Origin of the sequence: Achromobacter sp. (genome assembly GCF_049647645.1) — a bacterium.
In the GTDB taxonomy this organism is placed as follows: Bacteria; Pseudomonadota; Gammaproteobacteria; order Burkholderiales; family Burkholderiaceae_B; genus Achromobacter.
In genome coordinates, this window is the sequence record NZ_JBARYB010000288.1 from 1 (window position 1) to 22594 (window position 22594).

Here is a 22594-nt window from a genome sequence, read left to right on the forward strand (position 1 = left end):
GGGTCAGCGGGTCGCTGTAGAACACGGGTACGCCCAGCTTGTCCATCACGCGCGCCAACGGCGCGGCGGCGGCGGGCTGCCAGGCGATCAGCAGGTCGGGGCGCACGGCCGCCACGCGTTCGGGATCGGGCTGGGTGCCGTCGCCGATCACGGGCAACTGGCGGGCGGCGGGCGGATAGTCGCTGCCGCGGATGGTGGCGGCGATGCGGTCGCCCGCGCCGGCTGCATAAACCAGTTCGGTGGCGTGCGGGGCCAGGGTGACGGCGCGCCGGGCGGGGGCGGCCAGTGAAACCGCACGTCCCTGGTCGTCGCGGACCTGGATGGCGGCGCCGGCAGCAGGATCCGCCACGGCCTGGCCGGCTGCCGCCGAGGGCAAGGCAAGGCCCGCGAGCAGCCCCGCGACCACGCCCACGCCCAGCCGTAAGCCCGGGGCCAGGAACCGCCCCGGAACGATGCGTGGGAGAGCGCGTGCGTGGGTCATGCAGGAAGTCGATATAGCCAGCGGGGAACGCCGACTATATCGGAATGCCGCGATCAATAGCGCAGCGTGAGCGACGCGTAGAAGTTGCGGCCGGGGGCGGGGTACAGGCTGTAGTTGGCGACGGGGCCCAGCATTTCGAACGAGGCATTGCCGCCGCGGATGCCGTAGGTGGCGTACTGGCGGTCGAAGATGTTGTTCACGCCGATGGCGCCTTCGATATTGCGCGTGAACTTGTAGGCCACCTTGGTGTTGAACAGCACGTAGGCGTCCAGCTCCTTGGCGAACTGGTTGGCCTGGTCGTTGTCCATGCGCGACTTGCCCACGTACTGCGCCGTGACGTTCCACAGGAACGCATCGGTGGGGCGCCAGGTCACGCCGGCGTTCGCCAGCCACTTGGGCGCCAGCGGCACGGTCTTGCCCGCCAGGTCCACGCCGGCGTAGGTGCCGGAGCGGAACTGCGCTTCCATCCAGGTCAGGTTCGCGTCCAGCGACACGCTGCTGGAAATCGCGGTGTGGCCTTCCAGTTCGATGCCTTGGCGGCGGGTCGGGTCCAGGTTGGTGTTGGCGCCGGTGCCCGGGCCCCACATGCCGTCGGCCAGCGGGTTGTACTGGATCTCGTTGGTCAGGTCATAGCGGAAGTACGACAGGCGGGCGCTGCTGCTGGCCGACTGCCAGGTCACGCCGATTTCCTTGTCGGTCGACGTCTGCGGCGCCAGCGGGTTCTGCACCGACAGCAGTTCGTCGGCATTGGGCAGGCGGAAGCTGCGGCCGACCTTGCCGTACACGCCGAAGCCGGCGGGCAGGTCCTGGCGCACGCCCAGCTGCCAGGCGGTCAGGTGGTTGCTGCGGTCCGACGCCGTGCCCGAGCCGGAGATCACGTCCAGGTCATCGGAGGCGTACTGGCGGCGTATGCCGCCCGTCACGTAGGTGCTGTCGGTGGCGCGGATCTGGCCTTCGGCGAACAGGCCGTACTGATGCTGGCGCGACTGCCACTTCGATGGCTGGAAGTCGTAGTAGGCGTTCTGGTTGGCCGTGGTCTTGGCTTCCTGGCCGTCGGCGCCGAAGACGAGGCTGTGGCCGCCGTTGATCGGCAGGCGGTAGCGCACGCTGGCGATGTTCTCTTCCAGCTTCTGGTCGCGCAAGGTGTCGCCGAAACCGTCGTAGGACAGGCCGTTCAGCTTCTTTTCGCGGGTCGACAGGTCGGCGTACAGCATGCCGGCGCCAATGGCCTGCTCGAGCTGCAGGCCGAAGGTGGTGGTGGTGGTCTTGACGTAATCGACGTCGTTCTTCGAGCCGCGCCGATCGTCCTCGTACTCGTTCACGCCCGTCTTGGGATTGATCGTGCGCGGGCCGGGCAGTTCCAGCTTCTGCGTGGTGGTGCGGCCGTACAGGCGGATCGAGCCGTCGTCATGGCGGAAGGTGATGCCGCCGCCGCCGCCCTCGCGGCGCTCGCCGCTGTGGTCGCGGTAGCCGTCGCTGTGCAGCGACTGCATGTAGGCGTCGATGCCGACCTTTTCATTGTTCATGGCCACGGCGGCGTCGTACTGGCGCAGGCCGTAGCTGCCGAAGGTGGCGGTGGCGCGGGCGCTCACCGGTTCCTTCGAAAAATCTGAGCGGGTGATGATGTTGATCACGCCGCCGGTGGTGCCGCCGCCGTATTGCACCGAGCCGCTGCCGCGCACGATTTCAATGCGTTCGACCTGGTCCAGCGGCACCACGCCCAGGCTGGGCGCCGACAGGTCGTTGGTGTTCTGCTTGACGCCGTCGATCAGGATCAGCGTGTTGCTGGCGCCGGTAATGCCGAAGCCGCGCAGGTCGACGATGGAGTTGTCGCTGGAGCTGCTGGTATTGATCAGGTGGATGCCGGCCTGGGTCGACAGCAGGTCCTGCATGGTGCGGGCGCTAGCCGCGGCGATGTCTTCGGCGGTGATGACCGAGATCGACACCGGCGGCGTGCGGCCGTCGGTCGGCACGCGCTGGGCGGTGACCGTGACGGCGTCGAGCTGGGGAGTGGCGGAGGCGGTTTGCTGGGCGGCGGCGATGGCCGGGGCGGAGCAGAGCAGGGCGCCGGCGTAGCGCCGGATGGAGCGGGTTTTCATCTACGTAACCTCGATGCGACCCGCGACCCCGCAGGCCATACACGATGGGGAGGGCGCCCACGCCGCGGCGGGCCGGTGAGGGCCTGGCGGCACAGCATGGACTTCCTTGCGATCGAACTGGCCGGTATCGGGCTGCCATGGGCGCATCGCGCGCATGGGGACCGTTGCGGGGGCAGCACAGGCTGGAGCCAGGGTTTGCCGGCGCCTTGTGGGGCCGCAATCCAGGGAGGTTCTTCCTGTTTCCCGTTTACCTTTCGCGCGCGGCCGGCAAGTGTTGCGTTCTTGCCAGCCCTGTGCGCCGAAAGCACCGGTTCGGGGCCGAAACTGTATCACCGGGAGGCGCGGATAGGCCCATTTTGTTACGATCAGGGCTTGTTTTTGCGGTGTTTTTCGCTTTTTCGCCACATTGCGCCGCCGTTGCCAACTCCATTCGGACCTGCCCGTGTCGTATCCCCGCCTGCCTTACCCGCCCGAAGCCTATACCCATGGCGGCGATTTCGCCCGCCTGCTGGGCAAGCGCATCCTGATCCTGGATGGCGCCATGGGCACCATGATCCAGCGCTACAAGCTGGGCGAGGCGGATTTCCGCGGCCAGCGTTTCGCCGACCACGGCAAGGACGTCAAGGGCAACAACGAACTGCTGTCGCTGGTGCGGCCGGACGTGATCTCCGAGATCCACCGCCAGTACCTGGAAGCCGGCGCCGACGTCATCGAGACCAACACCTTCGGCGCCACCACCATCGCGCAGGGCGACTACGACCTGCCGGAACTGGCCTATGAACTGAACCTGGTGTCCGCCCGCCTGGCGCGCGAGGCCTGTGACGCCTACAGCACGCCCGAGCGGCCGCGTTTCGTGGCCGGCGCGCTGGGCCCGCAGCCCAAGACGGCCTCGATTTCGCCGGACGTGAACGACCCGGGCGCGCGCAACGTCACCTTCGAGGAACTGCGAGTTGCCTATGTGGAGCAGCTCAACGGCCTGCTGGACGGCGGCATCGACATCGTCCTGATCGAAACCATCTTCGACACCCTCAACGCCAAGGCGGCCATCTTCGCCACCGAGGAAGTGTTCGAGGCGCGCGGCGTGCGCCTGCCCGTCATGATCTCGGGCACGGTGACCGACGCGTCCGGCCGCATCCTGTCCGGCCAGACCGTGGAAGCCTTCTGGAACTCGGTGCGCCATGCGCGCCCCATCACCATAGGCCTGAACTGCGCGCTGGGCGCGGCGCTGATGCGCCCCTACGTGGCCGAGCTATCCCGCATCTGCGACACCTACGTCTGCGTCTACCCCAACGCCGGCCTGCCCAACCCCATGGCCGAGACCGGCTTCGACGAAACCCCGGCCGACACCTCCGCGCTGCTGGAGGAATTTGCCCGCGCCGGGCTGGTGAACATGTCGGGCGGCTGTTGCGGCACCACGCCCGACCACATCCGCGAGATCGCCGCCAAGGTCACCGCGCTGACGCCGCGACCCGTGCCGGACATTCCAGTGAAGACCCGCCTGTCGGGCCTGGAGCCCCTGAACATCGACGAGGACACGCTGTATGTCAACGTCGGCGAACGCACCAACGTGACGGGCAGCAAGATGTTCGCCCGTCTGATCCGCGAAGAGAAATACGACGAGGCGCTGGCCGTGGCCCGCCAGCAGGTCGAGAACGGCGCGCAGATCATCGACATCAACATGGACGAGGCCATGCTGGATTCGGTGGCCTGCATGCGCCGCTTCCTCAACCTGATCGCGTCCGAGCCCGACATCGCGCGCGTGCCGATCATGATCGACAGCTCCAAGTGGGAAGTCATCGAGGCCGGCCTGAAGTGCGTGCAGGGCAAGCCCGTGGTGAACTCGATCTCCATGAAGGAAGGGCTGGAGCCCTTCCGCCACCATGCGCGCCTGTGCCGCCGCTACGGCGCGGCCGTGGTGGTGATGGCGTTCGACGAATTGGGCCAGGCCGACACGCTGGAGCGCCGCAAGGAAATCTGCGGCCGCGCCTACAAGATCCTGGTCGAGGAAGAAGGCTTCCCGCCCGAGGACATCATCTTCGATCCGAACGTCTTCGCGGTCGCCACCGGCATCGACGAGCACAACCATTACGCCGTGGACTTCATTGAAGGCACGCGCTGGATCCGCGAAAACCTGCCTCACGCCCGCATTTCGGGCGGCGTGTCCAACGTCAGCTTCTCGTTCCGCGGCAACGAGCCGATGCGCGAGGCCATCCATACGGTGTTCCTCTATTACGCCGTCAAGGAAGGCATGACGATGGGCATCGTCAACGCCGGCCAGCTGGGCGTGTACGCCGACCTGGATCCCAAGCTGCGCGACCTGGTCGAGGACGTGGTGCTGGACCGCGCCGAGCCCGTGGGCAAGACCGAGGCCGACGACGAGCGCACGCCGACCGAACGCCTGGTGCAGTTCGCCGACAGCGTGAAGGGCTCGGGCGCCAAGAAGGAAGAAGACCTGGCCTGGCGCGACGCGGAAGTGGAAAAGCGCCTGTCGCACGCGCTGGTGCATGGCATCACCACCTTCATCGTGGAAGACACGGAAGAAGTGCGCCAGAAGATCTTCGATCGCGGCGGCCGCCCCATCGAAGTGATCGAAGGCCCGCTGATGGACGGCATGAACGTGGTCGGCGACCTGTTCGGCGAGGGCAAGATGTTCCTGCCGCAGGTGGTGAAATCCGCCCGCGTCATGAAGCAGGCCGTGGCCCACCTGATTCCCTTCATCGAGGAAGAAAAGCGCCAGATCGCGGCCGCTGGCGGCGACGTGCGCGCCAAGGGCAAGATCGTCATCGCCACCGTCAAGGGCGATGTGCACGACATCGGCAAGAACATCGTGTCGGTGGTCCTGCAGTGCAATAACTTCGAAGTCGTGAACATGGGCGTGATGGTGCCTTGCGCCCAGATCCTGGAAAAGGCCAAGGAAGAGAACGCCGACATCGTCGGCCTGTCCGGCCTGATCACGCCCAGCCTGGAAGAAATGGCCTACGTCGCCAGCGAAATGCAGCGCGACGAGTATTTCCGCAGCCGCAAGCTGCCGCTGATGATAGGCGGCGCCACCACCAGCCGCGTGCACACTGCCGTGAAGATCGCGCCCAACTACGAAGGCCCGGTCATCTACGTGCCGGACGCCAGCCGTTCAGTGGGCGTGGCGACCAACCTGATGTCCGACCAGTCGGAAACGTATCTGGCCGACCTGGCCCAGGAATACGAAGAGGTGCGCCGCCGCCATGCCAACCGCAAGGCCGCGCCCATCCTGCCGCTGGCGGAGGCGCGCGCCTCGCGCCCCGCCATCGACTGGGACAACTACACGCCGCCGCGCCCCAAGTTCATCGGCCGCCGCACCTTCAAGAGCTATGACCTGGCCGAGATCGCCAAGTACGTGGACTGGGGCCCGTTCTTCCAGACCTGGAGCCTGTTCGGCCCGTTCCCGGCCATCCTGGACGACAAGGTCGTGGGCGAGCAGGCGCGCAAGGTCTACGCCGACGGCCTGGCCATGATGAAACGCATCATCGAAGGCCGCTGGCTCACCGCCAACGGCGTGGTGGGCTTCTATCCGGCCAACAGCATCAACGACGAGGACATCGAGGTCTACAAGGACGAGACCCGCAGCGAGGTGCTGTTTACCTACCGCAACCTGCGCCAGCAGGGCGCCAAGCGCGAAGGCGTCAGCAACAAGTCCCTGTCCGACTTCATCGCGCCCAAGTCCAGCGGCAAGCTGGACTACATCGGCATGTTCGCGGTCACGGCGGGCCTGGGCATCGAGAAGAAGGAAGCGGAATTCGAAAAGGCGCTGGACGACTACTCCAGCATCATGCTGAAGTCCCTGGCCGACCGCCTGGCCGAAGGCTTCGCCGAGTGCCTGCATGCCCGCGTGCGCCAGGACCTGTGGGGCTACGCGCCCGACGAGGCCCTGTCCAACGAAGACATGATTGCCGAGAAATACGTGGGCATCCGCCCGGCGCCAGGCTACCCGGCCTGCCCGGAACACGTCATCAAGACCGACATGTTCCGCGTGCTGGACGGCGCCGATATCGGCATGATGCTGACCGACAGCTATGCCATGTACCCGGCCTCCAGCGTGTCCGGCTTTTACTTCAGCCACCCGCAATCGCAGTACTTCAATGTGGGCGTGATCGGCGAAGACCAGCTGCAGGACTACGCCGCCCGCAGCGGCCGGAGCATCGAGGACCTGAAGCGCACCCTGGCGCCGAACCTGGGCTGACGGTTTTGGGGGCGGCAGGCGTACATGCCTGTCAGCCCCCGGTCTACTACGCGATTCTGCTCGCCAGGCGCCCGTCCGACGCCCACGCTGTCACGGCTGCTATTCGCCCTGCTGCGTCTTGCCCTTGCCCACGTAGGGAATGGCGTGGTCTATGGTTTCCCAGATGTAGCGCCCGGAAGGGCTTTGCTGCTCCTCGGCCACGTGCGACACCAGGCCGGCCGCGCGCGAGATGACGGCGAAGCCGCGCATCAGTTCGGTCGGCACGCCGATCTCGCTGAGCAGCGCCGCCACCGCGCCGGTGGCGTTGATGGTGATGTGCTTGCCGTAGGTCTCGTCGATCGCGGCCGCAAGCAACCGCAGCGCCTTGACCGAATCGCCCTTGAGGTCCGGCTCGGCTTCGGCCAGCGCCAGCAGCTTGATCGAGCGCGGATCGTCGGGCTTGTGCAGATGGTGGCCGAAGCCGGGCAGGGCGCTGCGGGACTCACGGAATTCGCGAGCGATCGCCAGCGCCTCGGCGCGGCCGTCCCCGGCCTGGCGGATGCGGTCCAGCAGGCGCGAACAATTTTCCATGGTGCCGACGAACTGGCTGCCCACCGCCATCAGGCCGGACGCCACCGCGCCCTGCAGGTTTTCCGGCGCGCTCATGTAGATCAGCCGCGTGGCGATCGCGCTGGGGGTGAGGCCATGCTCCATCAGGGTGACCAGCACGGCGTCGACGATGCGCAGGTCCACCGGGCGCGCCTCGCGGCCCAGGATCTGCATGATCATGACTTCGGTGAACGTCTTCTTGCCGATCAGGTCCTCGACCAGGTCCACGTCGCGGTAGGACATGCCGGTGAGGTGATGCGCGCAGAGGCGGGTTTCGGGCGTTTTCATGAGATCTCCTTTTGGGCCGCGTCGCGCACGGCGTTTTTCAGCACCTTGCCCACGCTGGAGCGCGGCAGGCTGTCATGGATGTGGAATTGCTTGGGCGTGGCCACGGGGCCGAGCAGGCCGCGCACGTGGGCCTTGAGCTGGTCTGCGCTGGCCTGTGCGCCGGGATGGAATTGCACGGCGGCGTGGACCGCTTCGCCCCACTTGTCGTCGGGCAGGCCGAACACCGAGCACTCGTAAACAGCAGGGTGCGCCGACAGCGCGTTCTCGACGTCCACCGGGTAGATGTTGAAGCCGCCCGTGATGATCACGTCGCGCAGGCGGTCCTTCAGGAACAGGTAGCCGCGGGCGTCGATCAGGCCGGTGTCGCCGGTGTGCAGCCAGCCGTCGACCACCGTTTCGGCGGTTTTCTCGGGCAGGCGCCAATAGCCGGACATGACCAGGTCGCCCTGCACCACGACCTCGCCGATCTCGCCGCGCGGCAGTAGCGCGCCATCGGGCGACATGATGGCCACGTCGGTGAGCCAGGTGACGCGCCCGACCGAGGCGCGGTTCTCCGGCGCTTCCAGATCGGCAGGGCGCAGCACGGTCACGATCTGCGGCGCCTCGGTCTGGCCATAGGTGGTGCCCAGCACCGGGCCGAAGAAAGCGCGGGCGCGGTCGATCTTTTCCACGGGCATGGGCGCGCCGCCATAGATCAGGTTGCGCAGGCGCGGGAAGTCGGCGCGCGAGACGCCGGGCTGCGCCATGATCATGTAGATCAGCGTGGGCGGCATGAAGCTCAGCGTGCCGCCGCGCTCGCGGAAAGCAGTGGTGATGCTGGCCGGCGTGACGCCGTCCAGCAGCAGATGGGCGCCGCCGCGCGCCAGCACCGGCAGCAGGTAGGTGCCGGTGCCGTGCGTGATGGGAGCGGCCACCACATAGCGGTCTTCGTGCGTGAGCCCCCAGCTGGATATCTGATTGATGATGCCCGCGTTCCACGCGTGATACGGCTGCATCACGCCCTTGGGCAGGCCGGTGGTGCCGCCGGTGAACTTGATGGCCTGGGTGGCGTCGCGCGGCAGTGCATGGCGTTGCGGCTCGCGTCCGGCGCAACGGGCCAGCAGCGCCTCCAGCGCCAGCGGCGCCGCCGCGTCGTCCAGATGGATGTGGCGACGGCCTTGCGGCGCCTGGGCCTCGGGCGCCAGCGGCGCGCCCACGGCGTCGACGATCACGATGGAAGGTTCGGTGGTGTCCAGGATGCGCCCGATCTCGCGCTCGGTGCTGCGGTAGTTAAGCGGCACCCACACCTTGCCGCTGGCCAGCACCGCCAGCAGCGCCAGGATGTGCCGCGCGGAATTGCCGGCGCAGATCGCCACGCGCGTCTGCGGCGCCGGGTCCAGTTCCTGCAAGGCCGCGGCCAGCGCCCGCGTGTCGGCGGCCAACTGTGAGTAGGTGACCTGGCCTGCGGGACCGTCCAGCGCGACGCGGTCCGGATACTGCTCGGCGGCGCGGAAGAAGAAATCTATCGGGTACATCCTGGGGTTCCTAGTTGGCTTTGAGGTTTGCGTTCTTGACGACCGTGCCCCACTTGTCGATCTCGCTGGCGATCTTTTGGGCGTAGGTGTCGGGCGTATTGGGTTGCGGCGGCGCGTAGAAGCCGGACTGCTGGTAGGACGCCTGCAGGGCGGGGCTGGCCAGCGCTTTATTGATGGCCTGGTTCAGCCGCTCGATGACGGGCTTGGGCGTGCCGGCCGGCGCCATCACGCCGAACCAGGATTCCACATCGAAGCCCGGCAGGCCGGATTCGGCCAAGGTCGGCGTGTCCGGCGCCGAGGGCAGGCGCTGGGGCGAGGTGACGCCGATGGCGCGCAGCTTGCCGGCCTGCACGTGCGGCAGCGACGAGGGCAGGTTGTCGAACATGGAATCGACCTGGCCGCCCAGCAGGTCGGCCACGGCCGGACCGCTGCCGCGGTACGGCACGTGCAGGATGTCGGTGCCGGTCTGCATCTTGAACAGTTCGCACGACAGGTGGATGGACGAGCCGCTGCCGGACGAGGCGCAGGTCAGCTTGCCGGGGTTTTTCTTGGCGTAGGCCACGTACTCCTGCACCGTCTTGACCGGCAGCTTGGGATTGACCACCAGGATGTTCGGAATGGTCGCCAGCAGGCCGACGGGCTCGAAGCCCTTCACGAAGTCATAGTTGAGCTGGCTGTACAGCGTGCGGTTGATGGTGTTGGCGATGGAGCCCACGTACAGCGTGTAGCCGTCGGGCGCGGCGCGCGCGACGATTTCCGCGCCGATGTTGCTGTTGGCGCCGGTCTTGTTCTCGACCACGATGGTCTGGCCCAGCTCTTCCGACAGGGATTTCGCCATCAGGCGCGCCACGATGTCGGTGGCGCCGCCCGCCGCGTAGCCGACCACCAGCGTCACGGGACGCTCGGGATAGGGCTTGGCCGCCAGGGTCGGGGCCGTGAGCAGCGCGCCCAGGGCGGCCGCCGCGGCGGCCCACCGCTTGCTTTGCATCTTCATTGTTGTCTCCGTCCTGTTTGTCTAATATTTGGACAGCTCTGCGTCTGCCCAACTTCATATTGGGCTTTGATAGGGGCCTCATCAACGCAACCTGTCCAAAAATTGAACAATCCAGAATCCGAAGGCTCCGGACCGCGCGTATTGCGCCGCGGCTTGCGCGTGCTGGGCGTGCTGCGCCAGGCGGGCGCGGCGGGCATGCACGTGGTCGACATCGCGCGCGCGGCAGGCATGCAGCGCACCACGGCCTATCGCTATCTGGACGTGCTGGTGCAGGAGGGTTACGCCTTGCGCGAGTCCGAGGCGCCGCGCTGGCGCGTGGCCGAGCTGGGCGTGATGATGGCGGGCGATCCGCATGCGCAGGCGGTGCGCGGCCTGCGGCCGGTGCTGCGCCAGATCAGCGATGTCAGCGGCGACTCTGCCTTTCTCATCTGCCGCGCGGGCAACGATTCGCTCTGCCTCCACCGGGAGGTGGGCAACTACCCCGTGCAGGTGCTGGCGGTCACGGTGGGGCATCGCCAGCCCTTGGGCGTGGGGGCAGCCGGGCTGGCGCTATTGGCGGCGTTGCCGGCGGACGAGTCCGAAGAGGTCATTGCGCAGAACGAGCAGGCGCTGCGCGCCTACGGCGGCATGACGGTGGCGCAGATGCGGCGCCTGGTGGAGAACACGCGGGATCGCGGCTGGTCGGTGGTGGGCAATGCCGCGGTGCCCGGCGTGCTGGGCGTGGGCGTGGCCCTGTGCGATGCGGGCGGATATCCGCGGCTGGCCGTCAGCGTGTCCAGCCTGATCAGCCGCATGCAGGCGGCGCGCCAGCGCAGCATTGCCGACCTGATCCGCGCCCAGTTGGCGCAGGACGAGGTCAGGGCGCAGCGCTGGGCGCTGCCGGGGGTTGCGGGCAGCTAGGCGGCTGCCGGCGTCGGCACCCGGTAGGTCTTTTGGTAGTGCACCGTGAAGGTCTTGAACGCGTCTAGCGCCTTGTGCGGGTCGTGGCCGGGCTTGACCAGGAAGCTGTCGAAGCCGACGCGCGCCTGGTAGTGGATGGTGTCTATCATCACGTCGCCCACGGCGCGCAGTTCGCCTTGCCACTGGTAGCGCGTGCGCAGCAGCTGCGCCAGCGAATAGCCGCGGCCGTCGGTGTAGACCGGGAAGTCCACGGCGATGAAGGCGATGCCGGCGGGGTCCAGCGTGCCGTCGGCTTCGGCCAGGTCGCGCAGGTCGGCGTCCGGGTCGAGCTGGACCGCGACCGGATGTTGGTGGCGACGCAGCGTGGCGCGCGAGGTCTTCCAGACGGAAAGCGGCACGATCCAGCCCGGCGCGTCACCAGGCACCTGGCCCTCGGCGGGGACTTCGGGTTCAGGCGTGAAGACGCGCGAGGCGTCGGCCTCCAGGCGGCCGTTGCGGATCAGGTGCGGGCCCGGGGCGTCGTGCGGATAGATTTCAGACATGGGCGGCCTCGGCTTGCGGCGTGGGTTTGGCGAAGGCGGGATCGGAGTAGACGTCCTGCTTGAAGGGATCGATGCCGACGCGGTCGACCACGTCGATGAAGCGTTCCTCTTCGCTGTCGCGCAGGCCCAGATAGGTGCGGACCAGGCGGTCCACCACGCCCGCGACCTGGTCGCGCGCGAACGACGGGCCGATGATGCGGCCGATCGCGGCGCCGCCGCCACGCGTGGATTCGATGTCGGGCAGCGGCTTGGCGGCGCCGTTCTGGCGTCCGCCGATGGTGACCTGGTACCACTCCTCGCCGGCCTTATCGACCCCGAGAATGCCGATGTGGCCCACGTGATGGTGGCCGCAGGAGTTGATGCAGCCCGAGATGTTCAGGTCCAGCTCGCCGATCTCGAACAGGTAGTCGAGGTTGTCGAACTGGCGCTGGATGGCTTCGGCCACGGGGATGGAGACGGCATTGGCCAGCGCGCAGAAATCCCCGCCCGGACAGGCGATGATGTTGGTCAGCAGCCCGATGTTGGGCGTGGCCAGGTTCAGCGCCTGCAGGGTGGTCCAGAGTTCATGCAGGCGCGCGCGGCGCACGTCGGCCAGGATCAGGTTCTGCTCGTGCGAGACGCGCAGCTCGCCGAAGCCGTAGTCGTCGGCCAGATTGGCCACCGCGTCCATCTGGTCGGCGGTGATGTCGCCCGGCGGCACGCCGGTGGGCTTGAGCGACACGGTGACGGCGGCGTAGCCGGCCGCCTTGTGCGGGTGCACGTTGGTGCGCAGCCAGCGCGCGAAACGCGGATCGGCGGCGGCCAGCGCGGCGGTGTTGTCGACGTCCTGCGCGGCGGCGGCATCATATTGCGGCCAGACGAAGCGGGCCTTGATGTTGTCGACGAATTCCTGGGTGATGGTGTCGGGGCCGCCCTTGATGAGCTGCCATTGTTCGTCCACCTGCTGCGCGTAGACCTCAGGCGTCAGATCCTTCACCAGGATCTTGATGCGCGCCTTGTACTTGTTGTCGCGGCGGCCGTGCAGGTTGTAGACCCGCAGCGCGGCCTGCAGATAGGTCAGCAGGTCCTGCCATTCGACGAAGGGATTGATCAGCTTGCCGACGATGGGCGTGCGGCCCAGTCCGCCGCCGACCCAGACGCGGAAGCCCAGCTTGCCGTCGCGTTCGACGGCCTGCAGGCCGATGTCGTGCACGCCCACGGCCGCGCGGTCCTGCACCGCGCCGCTGACCGCGATCTTGAACTTGCGCGGCAGGAAGGCGAATTCGGGGTGCAGCGTGGACCACTGGCGGATGATCTCGCACCACACCAGCGGATCCACCAGCTCGTCCGGCGCGACGCCGGCGAAGTGGTCGGTGGTGGTGTTGCGGATGCAGTTGCCGCTGGTCTGGATGGCGTGCATCTGCACCGTGGCCAGCTCGGCCAGGATGTCCGGCACGTCTTCGAGCTTGGGCCAGTTGAATTGGATGTTCTGGCGGGTGCTGAAATGGCCGTAGCCGCGGTCCCACTTGCGCGCGATGTGCGCCAGCGTGCGCAGCTGGCGCGACGCCAGGATGCCGTAGGGAATGGCCACGCGCAGCATGGGCGCGTGGCGCTGGATATACAGGCCGTTCTGCAAGCGCAAAACGCGGAATTCATCTTCCGTTAGTTGGCCATCGAGGAAGCGGCGCGTCTGGTCGGAAAACTGCGCCACGCGTTGCTCGACGAGTTGCTGGTCGACGGGGTCATACACGTACATGTCTACTGCCCTTGAAGTCTTCTCGGTCTGGACCCCAGCGGTCACCCGGCGCAATGCGGCAGGAGTAAGGGGTTCATAACCGTAACAGGCAGCTCTGGCGACCGTCTAAGTCATTCTGGTAATAAGGTAATGGGGCCCCACGCTGCGCGCGCTTGCTGCCCCCCGAGGGGGCTGTCCCGCCTTGGGGCGGCCCGGCGGCGGGACGGCCTTTCTTGCGCGGCAGTTGATTCAACGTTCGATTTACAACGCCGCGTTCACCGCCCACTTCGCTACCACGACCAGAATGATGACCAGACAAGCCGCCAGCAGCAGCCCGGTCAATATCAATGGCGCCGGCTTGTTGTTGGCGATGTCGGCATCGTAGCCCCGCCCGCGGCGCACGCCGAAGAAGCCCCACAGCACGGATTTGACCGTGCGCAAGAAACTGAGCATGTTGTCTCTCCTGGCGTAGTGGCGGATGCCGCCAATGTAGGCCGCCGCGCGCCGTGGAAACAGATGCAGATCCGCCTTACTCGACCGTATCAGGCGTCGAGCCGGCCGGGGCGCCGATGCCGCGCACGATGTGCTCCAGCAGCTCGCGCGCGGCGGGCGAGACGTGGCGGCCGGCGCGGCTGAGCACGTGCAGGCTGCCCTGGTTGAGGATGGGGTTGGCCAGCGGCAGGCTGGCCAGGCGCTGGGTGCGCATGTCCGCGGTGACCGCGATGGGCGGCGTCAGCGCGTAGCCGATGCCGGCGGCGGCGAACTGCCACAGCGCCTTGAAGGACGAGGTGGTCAGCACGTTGCGCAGCCGGACCTGTTCGCTGATCTCGGCGGCCTGGATATGCTGGCGCACGCCGAACCCTTCCTGCATGGATGCGCCGGGGTATTCGGCCAGGTCGGTCAAGAGCAGCGGACGGCGCAGCCGGGTCAGCGGATGGTCGTCGCGGACGATGGCGCGGATCGGCTCGGGCCGCGAATAGTGGGTGCGCAGGCGGGCGTCGTTGGGCGGCTGGAATACCAGTCCTATATAGGCGCGGTCGTCGACGATGCGCTGCACGATTTCGGAGGTGCGCGCCACGTCGATGTCCAGCGTGACCTCGGGGTGGCTGCGCCAATAGCCGGGCAGCACGCGCTCGAACATCAGTTCCACGAAGCCTTCGCCCAGCACCAGATCGATGTGTCCCCGTTCGGCCTTGCGCAGGCTGTCGATCTCCGAGAAGAAACTCTCCTGTATGTCCTGCTGGCGCTTGATGTAGCGCGCCAGGATGTGTCCGGCGTCGGTGGGCACCACGCCGCGGCCGCGGCGTTCGAATAGCGCGATGCCGCAATCGCGTTCCAGGGCGGCAATGGCGCGGCTGACGGCGGACGGGTCCATGTCCAGCACTTCGGCGGCGCCGCGCACCGAGCCGCGGCTCATGACCTGCATGAAGTAGTGGGTACGGCGGGCGTCGAGTTTTTCGTCCATGGCGGGGGCTCCGGGCAGGGAGTGCGGCGGCAGATCCACAGATACAATCTAGGGTTTACCCTTGCATGACCCGAGATCATGCAAAATTTTCCCCGGAAAAGCCTTTCCGTTGCATTTTACGCAACGTTTATGCGCCAGCCCTGTCATGGTTGCGCACTGGGCCCCCGGCGAAAATCGGCCCTGCTGCGTGCGCCATCGCCGCCGCCGCGCTGCGACGCCCATGCGGGCGCCGGCCGGCCGGGATGGCGGCGGGCAGCCAAGACGACTATTCACGTTCATCAGGGGAATCCGATGTCACACGCCAGCGCCAGCCTGGCCGCGCCCTCCATGCCGCTATCCGGGCGCATCCGCATGCTTGCCGCCATCTTGCTGGTGGTTGTCATTTCCGAGGCGATCGGCAGCGCCACCTTCAACGTCGGCCCGGGCAAGATCGTCCTGCAGCCGATGCTGTGGGCCATCTTCATCGGCGCCGTCGTCGCCGCCTTCGGCCAGCGCCTGCCCGCCGGCCTCGGCATCGATACCGCCATGCAGACCCGCATCAGCGGCTACCTGCAGTACGCGCTGCTGCCCTTCCTGGCCAAGCTGGGCCTGATGGTGGGCGGCGCCTTGCCGCAGGTGCGCGAAGCCGGCTGGGCCCTGGTGTTCCAGGAGTTCGGCCACTTCTTCGGCACCATGGCCATCGGCCTGCCGCTGGCCCTGCTGCTGGGCATCAAGCGCGAGGCCATCGGCGCCACCTTCTCGGTGGGCCGCGAGCCCAGCCTGGCCATCATCGGCGAGCGCTACGGCATGAACTCGCCGGAAGGCCGCGGCGTGATGGCCGAGTACATCACCGGCACCGTGATCGGCGCGCTGTTCGTGGCCCTGATGGCCGGCTTCATCACCAGCCTGAACATCTTCGATCCGCGTTCGCTCGCCATGGGCGCCGGCGTGGGCTCGGGCAGCATGATGGCGGCCGGCGTGGGCGCGATCGCCTCGCAGCAGACGCCCGAAGTCGCGCACCAGGTGGCCGCGCTGGCCGCCGCCGCCAACCTGCTGACCACGGTGGTGGGCGTGTACTTCACGCTGTTCATTTCGTTGCCGACCACGATCTTCCTGTACGACAAGCTGGAGCCCGTGCTGGGCCGCTACTCGCGCGGCAAGGCCGAGACCGCCGCAGTTGCCGACGACAGCGCCGCGCAGGAAACGCCGGCGCATGGTGTCAAGATGGGCTTCGGCGACCGCCTGACCGCCTACGTCATCTGCGGCCTGTTCGCGCTGGTGGGCAACCGCCTGGGCTACAACGTGCCGTTTGCCGACGCCTTGCCGGGCATGGGCATCATCATCCTGCTGGTCGTCATCGCCGACCTGGTGCTGCGCGTGGTGCCCAAGCTGCCGGCCGTGTTCGTGCTGTCGCTGATCGCCATGACCGCCGGCTGCCCCGGCGTGCTGCCGTACTCGGACCAGATCATCGCCCTGGTCGGCAAGGTCAACTTCCTGCCGTTCACGACCGTGATCCTGGCCATGGCCGGCCTGTCCATCCTCAAGGACCTGCCTGCCTTCCGCAAGCTGGGCTGGAAGATCGTGGTGGTGTCCCTGGCCGCCAACGCGGGCACCTTCCTGGGTGCCACCATGATCGCGGAATTCTTCCACTGAGCGGCGCCTGGTCCCGAATGCAAAACCGCCTGATGAAAGTGTCAGGCGGTTTTTTTTTGATCAGGACGTGTGCCCAGGCCGGTAGCGTGCGTTGTCCGTGACATTCTCGGTCGCGCCGATATTGGCGACCTTGGGGATGCCCAGGCCCGCCGCCTTCATGGCGACGGCGGTTTGCAGTTCCTGGACCTGCGGGTTGCCCATCGCGATACGGTAGGCCTGCAGCGGCATCAGGCCTTCGATGGTGCCCAGGTCGTTGGCGGAGCCGGCGCGCTGGGCCACGGGGTCGGGTTGCGCGGTGAACTCATCGAGCGCGCGGCGCATGCGTGACTCCGCGTGCAGGTCGCGCAGCGCGTCGGCGTTTGAGGCGCTGAAAGAGGCCAGCGGCAGCGGCAGGTCGTCGCGTTCGCGAACGGCATTCGCCGCATGTCCGGCGGCAGCGGCCCGGGCGGCCTGGACATGGGCGACGCGTTGGGTTTCGGGGAATGCGCGCGTGCCGTCCAGCGCGGCCGAGCGCGCGGGGTAGGGCGCGTCGGCCCGGTGGATGGCGGAGATCGCAGCGACGTTCATGCTGAGGCCCCTTTCTGATGACAGGCCGGCGGATCGGCCCGTCTGGCAATTTCACTGTAACAGCTGGGGGCGATCGTGGCGAAAAAAAGGCCCCTGACCATGTCAGGGGCCCTAGCGACGCGGCCCGCGGGCCGCGCCGTACCCAGGGCAGGTGATGGCCAGGGAGCCCGGCGGGTTCTCCCGGCCCTGCGCCTGCCCAAACCGGATCAGGGCTTCGTCGCTTGCATGGACGGGCGCTGGCTGAAGGTCTCGTACCAGGCGGCCGTGGCCGGGTGGCCGGCGCGCCAATCCAGGTCGGGAAAGCGGAAATCCAGATAGCCCAGCGCGCAGCCGATGGTGATGGTGCCGATGTCGAGGCGGCCGTTCAGCGAGGCGGCGCTCTTCTCCACCAGGGCGAGGCCGTCGCGGACCTTGCCCAGCTGGCCTTCGACCCAGCCGTCCCAGCGCAGCGCTTCGGGGCGCAGCACGGTTTCATAGCGGGCCAGCAGCGCCGCGCCCAGCATGCCGTCGGCCATCGACTGTTCCGTCAGCACTTGCCAGCGTGTCTTGCCGGCAGGGAACAGCGCGCCGCCGCCCAGGTCGTTCAGGTATTCGCAGACCACGCGGCTGTCGTACAGCGTCTGGCCGTCGTCGGTGATAAAGGTGGGCACCTGGCCCAGCGGATTGCTGGGGATGATGCTCTGGTCGCGCGCGACGGGGCCGGCCGCGCTGGGCAGCTTCTCGATGCGGTCGGCCAGGCCGAGCTCATGGGCGATGACCATGCACTTGCGCACGAAGGGCGAAGCGGGCGAGTAGAAGATTTTCATGGGGATCCTTGTCGGTGGAGAGGCGTCAGTGTTGTGCATGCGCCAGATGTTGTCCAGCGATCCAGCCGAAGGTCAGGGCGGGACCGAGCGTGATGCCGGGGCCGGGATAGGCGCCGCCCATCACGGATTGCATGTCGTTGCCGGCCACGTAGAGACCGGCAATGGGCGCGCCCGCGGCGTCCAGGGCCTGGGCTTGCGGGTTGGCGGCGATGCCGCAGGCCGTGCCGATGTCGCCGGGATAGACCTTGACCGCGTAATAGGGACCCGCGCCCAGCGGCGCGAGGCAGGGATTGGGTTGGTGCGCCGGATCGCCCAGGTAGCGGTTGTAGGCGGTGGAGCCTTTGCCGAAGTCCGGATCCTGACCCTGGGCCGCGTGAGCGTTGTAGCGGTCCACCGTGGCTTGCAGCGCCTCGCCGGGCACGCCCAGCCGGGCGGCCAGCGCTGCCAGATTGGCCCCTTGCAGCAGATAACCCGCATCGATCAGATGCTGGCGCGGCCTGCCGCCGGGCAGCGCCAGGCCCAGGCCCCAGGCGTCGATGAAGCGCTGGTCGCAGATCAGGAAAGCGGGAATGCTGGGCGCCGTGCCGTTGCCGCGGTACATGGCCTGCACGAACTCATGGTACGAGGCCGATTCGTTGACGAAGCGCTGGCCGGCGCCGTTGGCCGCGATGAGGCCGGGCTTGGCCCGGTCCCACACCAGGTGCGGGTAATGCAGGCGCTTGCCGTCCGCGGCTTCCAGGACGGATACCGGCGCCCAGAACGCGGGGCTGGCGTGACCCGTGCCGAGCGCGGCGCCGGCAATTTCCGACAGGCGGATGCCGTCGCCCGTATTGTCCTGCGGCGACATGGACCAGAGGCCGGTGGGCTGGGGATAGGTCTGGGCGCGGCGCTCCGGGTCCCAGGGAAAGCCGCCCGTGGCCATCACCACGCCGCGCCGCGCGCGGATATTCAGCGTCTTGCCGCCGCGCGCGACGGCGGCGCCCAGCACGCGGCCGTTCGCATCGCGGTGCAGCGCCAGCGCCGGCGTGTCGAGCCAATATTCGATCCTGCGGGCCAGCAGGCCGTGGAACAGTTGCGCGGCCAGCGCATTGCCCAGCAACAGGCGGGTGCCGCGGTGATAGCCGCGCGCGCGGTCGGCTGCATAACGCAACACCAGCTTCATGCTGTGGCGCCAGGCCGCGAATGAGCGCGTGGCGCGCAGCAGATGGCGCACGTCGGTGATGTTGACCATCATGCCGCCGAGCACCGTGAATTCCTTCAGCGGATCGCGCAGCGTACGGAAGTCGCGGCCGAGCTTGCGGCCGTCGAACTCCAGCGGATCCAGCGAGCGGCCGCCCATCGCGGCGCCGGGCAGGTCGGGGTAGTAGTCGGGCGACGCGGTGCGCGCGGCCACGTCCAGGATGCCGCGCGACGCCAGGTAGTCCATCATGCGCGGACCGGCTTCCAGGTAGGCGCGCTTCATGTCGTCCGGGGACGCCGCGCCCACGGTCTGTTCCAGATAGGTCCACACCTTGTCGAAGTTGTCCGGATGGCCGGCGGCTTCCGTCTGCGCGTTCAGCGGTATCCACAGCGCGCCACCGGAGATTGCGGTGGAGCCGCCGATGTGGCCGGTTTTTTCGACCAGCAGCACGTCCAGCCCTTCCTCGCGCGCCGTCAGCGCGGCGGCCATGCCGCCCGCGCCCGAGCCGACGACCAGCGCGTCGACTTCCTTGTCCCAAGTGATGCCTTCCATGCTGCCTATGCTCCCGAGCCGCCCAGCGATTTGCCGCCGTCCACGAAGATGACCTGGCCTGTGATGAAGTCCATGTGCGGCGCGGCCAGGAAGGACACGGCATTGGCGATGTCTTGCGGCTGGCCCGCGCGGCCGGTGGGCTGCAGGGCCAATTGGGCCGCCAGGCGTTCGGGCGTGAGGTTGCGCAAGAGCGGCGTGTCGATAAGCCCGGGGGCGATGGCATTGACCAGGATGCCGCGCGCGGCAAGCTCCATGGCCGAGGCGCGCGTGTAGCCCACCAGGGCCGCTTTCGAGGCCACGTAGTGCGGGTGGTTCTTCGCGCCCAGGTAGGCGCGAGACGCGATGTTGACGATCTTGGCGCCCGGCGCCATGTCGCGCGCGGCCTCCTGCGTCAGGGTCGCCACCGCCAGCAGGTTGACGTCGAAGGCGCGGCGGTAGTCGGCGCTGTCGACCTCGAAGAACTTGCGCTCGTCGAACAGCCCCGCGTTGTTGACCAGCGCCGCCAGCGGCGCGAGCGAACGCGCCAGCGCGCGGGTGGCGGCCTCGTCCGTCAGGTCCACCACGCGGTGCTCCACGTCCAGCCCTTGCGCCTGCAACGCCTGCGCCTCTTTTGCGGCCAGCTCCGCGTTGCGGTCGGCCAGCACGACGCGAAAGCCGTCGCGCGCCAGCCGTTCCACGATCGCCAGGCCCATGCCGCTTGCGCCGCCCGTGACCAATGCCGTGCCCAGATTCATGATGTTCCCCTATACGGCCAGGTAGCCGCCGTCCACGGGCAGCACCACGCCGTTCACGTAGCTGGCCATGTCCGAGGCCAGGAATAGAACCGGTCCGACGATCTCGTCGGCCCGTCCCGCGCGCGCCATGGGCGCGCGTTGCATGTACCAGTCCGTGCCCTGCGCCTGCGCGCGCTGGCCCGCGGTCATCTCGGTTTCCATCAGGCCGGGGGCGACGGCGTTCACGCGCACGCCGTGCGGCGCCAGGTCGCGCGCCAGCACCTCGGTGAACGAGCGCACGCCGCCCTTGGACACCACGTAGCCCGCGGTCGAGATGCTGCAGCCGTAGGCCACGATGGAACACAGGTTGACGATGGCGCCGCGCGTGGCCTTCAGCTGCTCGACGAAGGCATGCGTGACGTTGAACGTGCCTTGCAGGTTCACGCTCATCACGCGTTGCCAGATCTCGGGCGTTTTGGGATCGTCGAAGGGGGCGCGGGCGGAAATTCCGGCGTTGTTGATCAGGATGTCCAGATGGCCGTGTTCGGTGGCGGACCGCTCGGCAAAGGCGCGCACGGCGGCGGCGTCGGTCACGTCCAGCACCGCGTCCGCGGCCTTGCCGCCCGCGTCGCGGATGGCCTGCGCGGTGGCAACGGCAAGCGCCGCATCCACGTCGGCGACGATCACGGCCGCGCCTTGGCGCGCAAAGCCCTGCGCGATGGCCGCGCCCAGGCCGCGGCCCGCGCCCGTCACGAGCACCCGCTTGTCTTGCATCGATATCATGGTCGGTCCTTTCGGCGCGCTAGGCGCCCAGATAGGCGCGCTGCACGCCTTCATCGCTGGCGAGCGCGGCGGACTCGCCTTCCAGCGCGATCTCGCCGTTCTCGAGGATGTACGCGTAGCTGGACACCGACAGCGCCAGCTTCACGTTCTGCTCCACCAGCAGGATGGTGATGCCTTGCTCGCGGTTCAGCCGCAGCACGATGTCGAAGATCTGTTCGACCACCAGCGGCGACAGCCCCATCGACGGCTCGTCCAGCAGGATCATGCGCGGGCGCGCCATCATGGCGCGGCCCGTGGCCAGCATCTGCTGTTCGCCTCCGGACAGGGTCGCGGCCTTTTGCTCGTAGCGTTCGCGCAGGCGCGGAAAGGTGTCGCAGACCATGTCCAGATCCTGCTTGACCGCCGAGCGGTCGGTGCGCAGGTAGGCGCCCATTTCCAGGTTCTCGCGCACGCTCATCTCGCGGAAGATCTCGCGGCCTTCCGGTACCTGCACGATGCCGCGTCCGACGATGGCGTCCGCCGCCAGGCGGTGTATGGGCTCTCCCGCGAAACGCACGCTGCCGGCGGTGGGCGCGACCAGGCGCGAGATCACATTGAGCGTGGTGGACTTGCCCGCGCCGTTCGCGCCCAGCAGCGCCACGATGGCGCCCTGCGGCACTTTCAACGACACGTCCTGCAGGGCGCGGATATTGCCGTAGGCGGCCGATACCGCCTCGACTTCAAGCAGATGTTCAGCCACCGGCGGCTCCCTTGCCCAGATAGGCTTCGATGACCCGGGCGTTGCTGCGCACTTCCGCGGGCGTGCCTTCGGCGATCTTTTCGCCGAAGGACATGACGGTGATGCGATCCGAGATCGACATCACCAACTGCATGACGTGTTCCACCAGCAGCACCGTGATGCCGTCGCGCTCGCATAGCTCGGTCAGCAGACGGTCCAGCGTTTCGATCTCGCGGTTGCGCAGACCGGCCGCGGGCTCGTCCAGCAACAGCAGCTTGGGCGATATGGCCAGGGCGCGCGCCAGCTCCAGCATCTTCTGGCGGCCGAAGTCCAGACTGCACGCCGGCGTGTCCAGGAAGTCGGCCAAGCCCACGCGCTCCAGCAAGTGCTCGACCCGCTCGCGCGTCTGCGCGGCCGCCGGGCGCAACAGCTTGCCGGGGCTGTCGGCGCCATGCGCGTAGGTGCCCAGCAGGGCGTTTTCGCGCACGCTCAGCGCGCCGAACAGCTCCAGGTTCTGGAAGGTGCGGGCCACGCCCAGCGCCGCCATTTCATGCGGCTTCTTGCGGGTGATGTCGACGCCATCGAACTGGATGCTGCCGCTGCTGGGGCGGTAGTAGCGCGAAATGCAATTGAAGGTGGTGGACTTGCCCGCGCCGTTGGGACCGATCAGTGCGTGGATGCGGCCGCGTTCGACCTGCATGGACAGGCCGTTGATCGCGGTAAGGCCGCCGAACTTCACGGTCAGGCCTTGCACGTCCAGATAGGGATGGCTGCTCATGCCGCGCTCCTTTGGGTCGGTTTGGCCGCGGCCTTGCTGGGCGCGGAGGGCAGCGGCGCGGCGG

19 protein-coding genes are annotated in these 22594 nt (G+C 67.8%); 3 read left to right on the forward strand and 16 right to left on the reverse strand.

The genetic code is table 11. The features are described 5' to 3' along the window. Together WBB14_RS32655 and WBB14_RS32660 are read right to left on the reverse strand one after the other, a co-directional pair. On the reverse strand, positions 1-481 hold a 481-nt coding region (locus tag WBB14_RS32655), incomplete at its 3' end, for an ABC transporter substrate-binding protein (RefSeq protein ID WP_424243438.1). A 53-nt stretch (positions 482-534) separates the two neighbouring features. Further along, positions 535-2580: a TonB-dependent receptor gene (locus WBB14_RS32660; protein WP_424243439.1), complete on the reverse strand. Its 2046-nt coding sequence runs from the start codon at positions 2578-2580 to the stop codon at positions 535-537. 442 nt (positions 2581-3022) lie between these two features. On the opposite strand from WBB14_RS32660, the gene metH reads away from it, so the two are divergent. Continuing rightward, the gene (gene metH / locus WBB14_RS32665) at positions 3023-6796 is read left to right on the forward strand and encodes a methionine synthase (RefSeq protein ID WP_424243440.1); all 3774 of its coding nucleotides are present in this window, start codon (positions 3023-3025) and stop codon (positions 6794-6796) included. Positions 6797-6895: 99 nt separating this feature from the next. Here metH and WBB14_RS32670 read toward each other — a convergent pair whose 3' ends face one another. Genes WBB14_RS32670 through WBB14_RS32680 form a run of 3 tightly spaced genes read right to left on the reverse strand, consistent with a single transcriptional unit; the run spans position 6896 to position 10180 of the window. After that, entirely contained in the window at positions 6896-7672 is a 777-nt protein-coding gene (locus WBB14_RS32670; protein WP_424243441.1) for a citryl-CoA lyase, read from the reverse strand. Then, positions 7669-9186 carry a class I adenylate-forming enzyme family protein gene (locus WBB14_RS32675; RefSeq protein ID WP_424243442.1) on the reverse strand — a complete coding sequence of 506 codons (1518 nt, stop codon included), beginning with the start codon at positions 9184-9186 and terminating at the stop codon, positions 7669-7671. The genes WBB14_RS32670 and WBB14_RS32675 overlap by 4 nt, the downstream gene beginning before the upstream one ends. A 10-nt stretch (positions 9187-9196) precedes the next feature. Then, entirely contained in the window at positions 9197-10180 is a 984-nt protein-coding gene (locus tag WBB14_RS32680) for a Bug family tripartite tricarboxylate transporter substrate binding protein (RefSeq protein WP_424243443.1), read from the reverse strand. 102 nt (positions 10181-10282) lie between these two features. Between WBB14_RS32680 and WBB14_RS32685 the strand changes: the two genes are divergently transcribed. Further along, positions 10283-11080 (forward strand): IclR family transcriptional regulator, encoded by a 798-nt coding sequence (locus WBB14_RS32685; RefSeq protein ID WP_424243444.1) that lies wholly within the window; start codon positions 10283-10285, stop codon positions 11078-11080. On the opposite strand, the gene WBB14_RS32690 is transcribed toward WBB14_RS32685, so the two are convergent. From WBB14_RS32690 to WBB14_RS32705, 4 genes are all read right to left on the reverse strand, one after another. After that, complete coding sequence (locus WBB14_RS32690; protein ID WP_424243445.1) at positions 11077-11622, reverse strand: DUF934 domain-containing protein; 546 nt, start codon at positions 11620-11622, stop codon at positions 11077-11079. The genes WBB14_RS32685 and WBB14_RS32690 overlap by 4 nt on opposite strands. Continuing rightward, positions 11615-13357 (reverse strand): nitrite/sulfite reductase, encoded by a 1743-nt coding sequence (locus tag WBB14_RS32695; RefSeq protein ID WP_424243446.1) that lies wholly within the window; start codon positions 13355-13357, stop codon positions 11615-11617. The genes WBB14_RS32690 and WBB14_RS32695 overlap by 8 nt, the downstream gene beginning before the upstream one ends. 240 nt (positions 13358-13597) lie before the next feature. Further along, positions 13598-13789, reverse strand: a complete 192-nt coding sequence (locus WBB14_RS32700) for a DUF2970 domain-containing protein (RefSeq protein WP_424243447.1) — start codon at positions 13787-13789, stop codon at positions 13598-13600. 76 nt (positions 13790-13865) lie between these two features. Next, a complete protein-coding gene (locus tag WBB14_RS32705) occupies positions 13866-14801 on the reverse strand; it encodes a LysR family transcriptional regulator (RefSeq protein ID WP_424243448.1) in 936 nt (311 codons plus the stop codon). Positions 14802-15092: 291 nt separating this feature from the next. On the opposite strand from WBB14_RS32705, the gene WBB14_RS32710 reads away from it, so the two are divergent. Next, a complete protein-coding gene (locus WBB14_RS32710; protein ID WP_424243449.1) occupies positions 15093-16433 on the forward strand; it encodes a DUF3100 domain-containing protein in 1341 nt (446 codons plus the stop codon). A gap of 60 nt (positions 16434-16493) precedes the next feature. Here the strand turns inward: WBB14_RS32710 and WBB14_RS32715 are convergent, their stop codons facing one another. The 7 genes from WBB14_RS32715 to WBB14_RS32745 form a co-directional block, all read right to left on the reverse strand. Further along, entirely contained in the window at positions 16494-17000 is a 507-nt protein-coding gene (locus WBB14_RS32715; protein ID WP_424243450.1) for a hypothetical protein, read from the reverse strand. 206 nt (positions 17001-17206) lie between these two features. Continuing rightward, on the reverse strand, positions 17207-17806 hold the full coding sequence (locus WBB14_RS32720) for a glutathione S-transferase (RefSeq protein WP_424243451.1): 600 nt from the start codon (positions 17804-17806) through the stop codon (positions 17207-17209). A 25-nt stretch (positions 17807-17831) separates the two neighbouring features. Beyond that, positions 17832-19538, reverse strand: a complete 1707-nt coding sequence (locus WBB14_RS32725) for an FAD-dependent oxidoreductase (RefSeq protein WP_424243452.1) — start codon at positions 19536-19538, stop codon at positions 17832-17834. 5 nt (positions 19539-19543) lie between these two features. Continuing rightward, the gene (locus tag WBB14_RS32730) at positions 19544-20272 is read right to left on the reverse strand and encodes an SDR family NAD(P)-dependent oxidoreductase (protein WP_424243453.1); all 729 of its coding nucleotides are present in this window, start codon (positions 20270-20272) and stop codon (positions 19544-19546) included. 9 nt (positions 20273-20281) lie between these two features. Then, positions 20282-21034: an SDR family NAD(P)-dependent oxidoreductase gene (locus WBB14_RS32735; protein WP_424243454.1), complete on the reverse strand. Its 753-nt coding sequence runs from the start codon at positions 21032-21034 to the stop codon at positions 20282-20284. Between the two features lie 19 nt (positions 21035-21053). Beyond that, positions 21054-21773: an ABC transporter ATP-binding protein gene (locus WBB14_RS32740; RefSeq protein WP_332010647.1), complete on the reverse strand. Its 720-nt coding sequence runs from the start codon at positions 21771-21773 to the stop codon at positions 21054-21056. Then, the gene (locus tag WBB14_RS32745) at positions 21766-22530 is read right to left on the reverse strand and encodes an ABC transporter ATP-binding protein (RefSeq protein ID WP_332010646.1); all 765 of its coding nucleotides are present in this window, start codon (positions 22528-22530) and stop codon (positions 21766-21768) included. Before WBB14_RS32745 ends, WBB14_RS32740 begins: the two co-directional genes overlap by 8 nt. Positions 22531-22594: the final 64 nt, after the last annotated feature.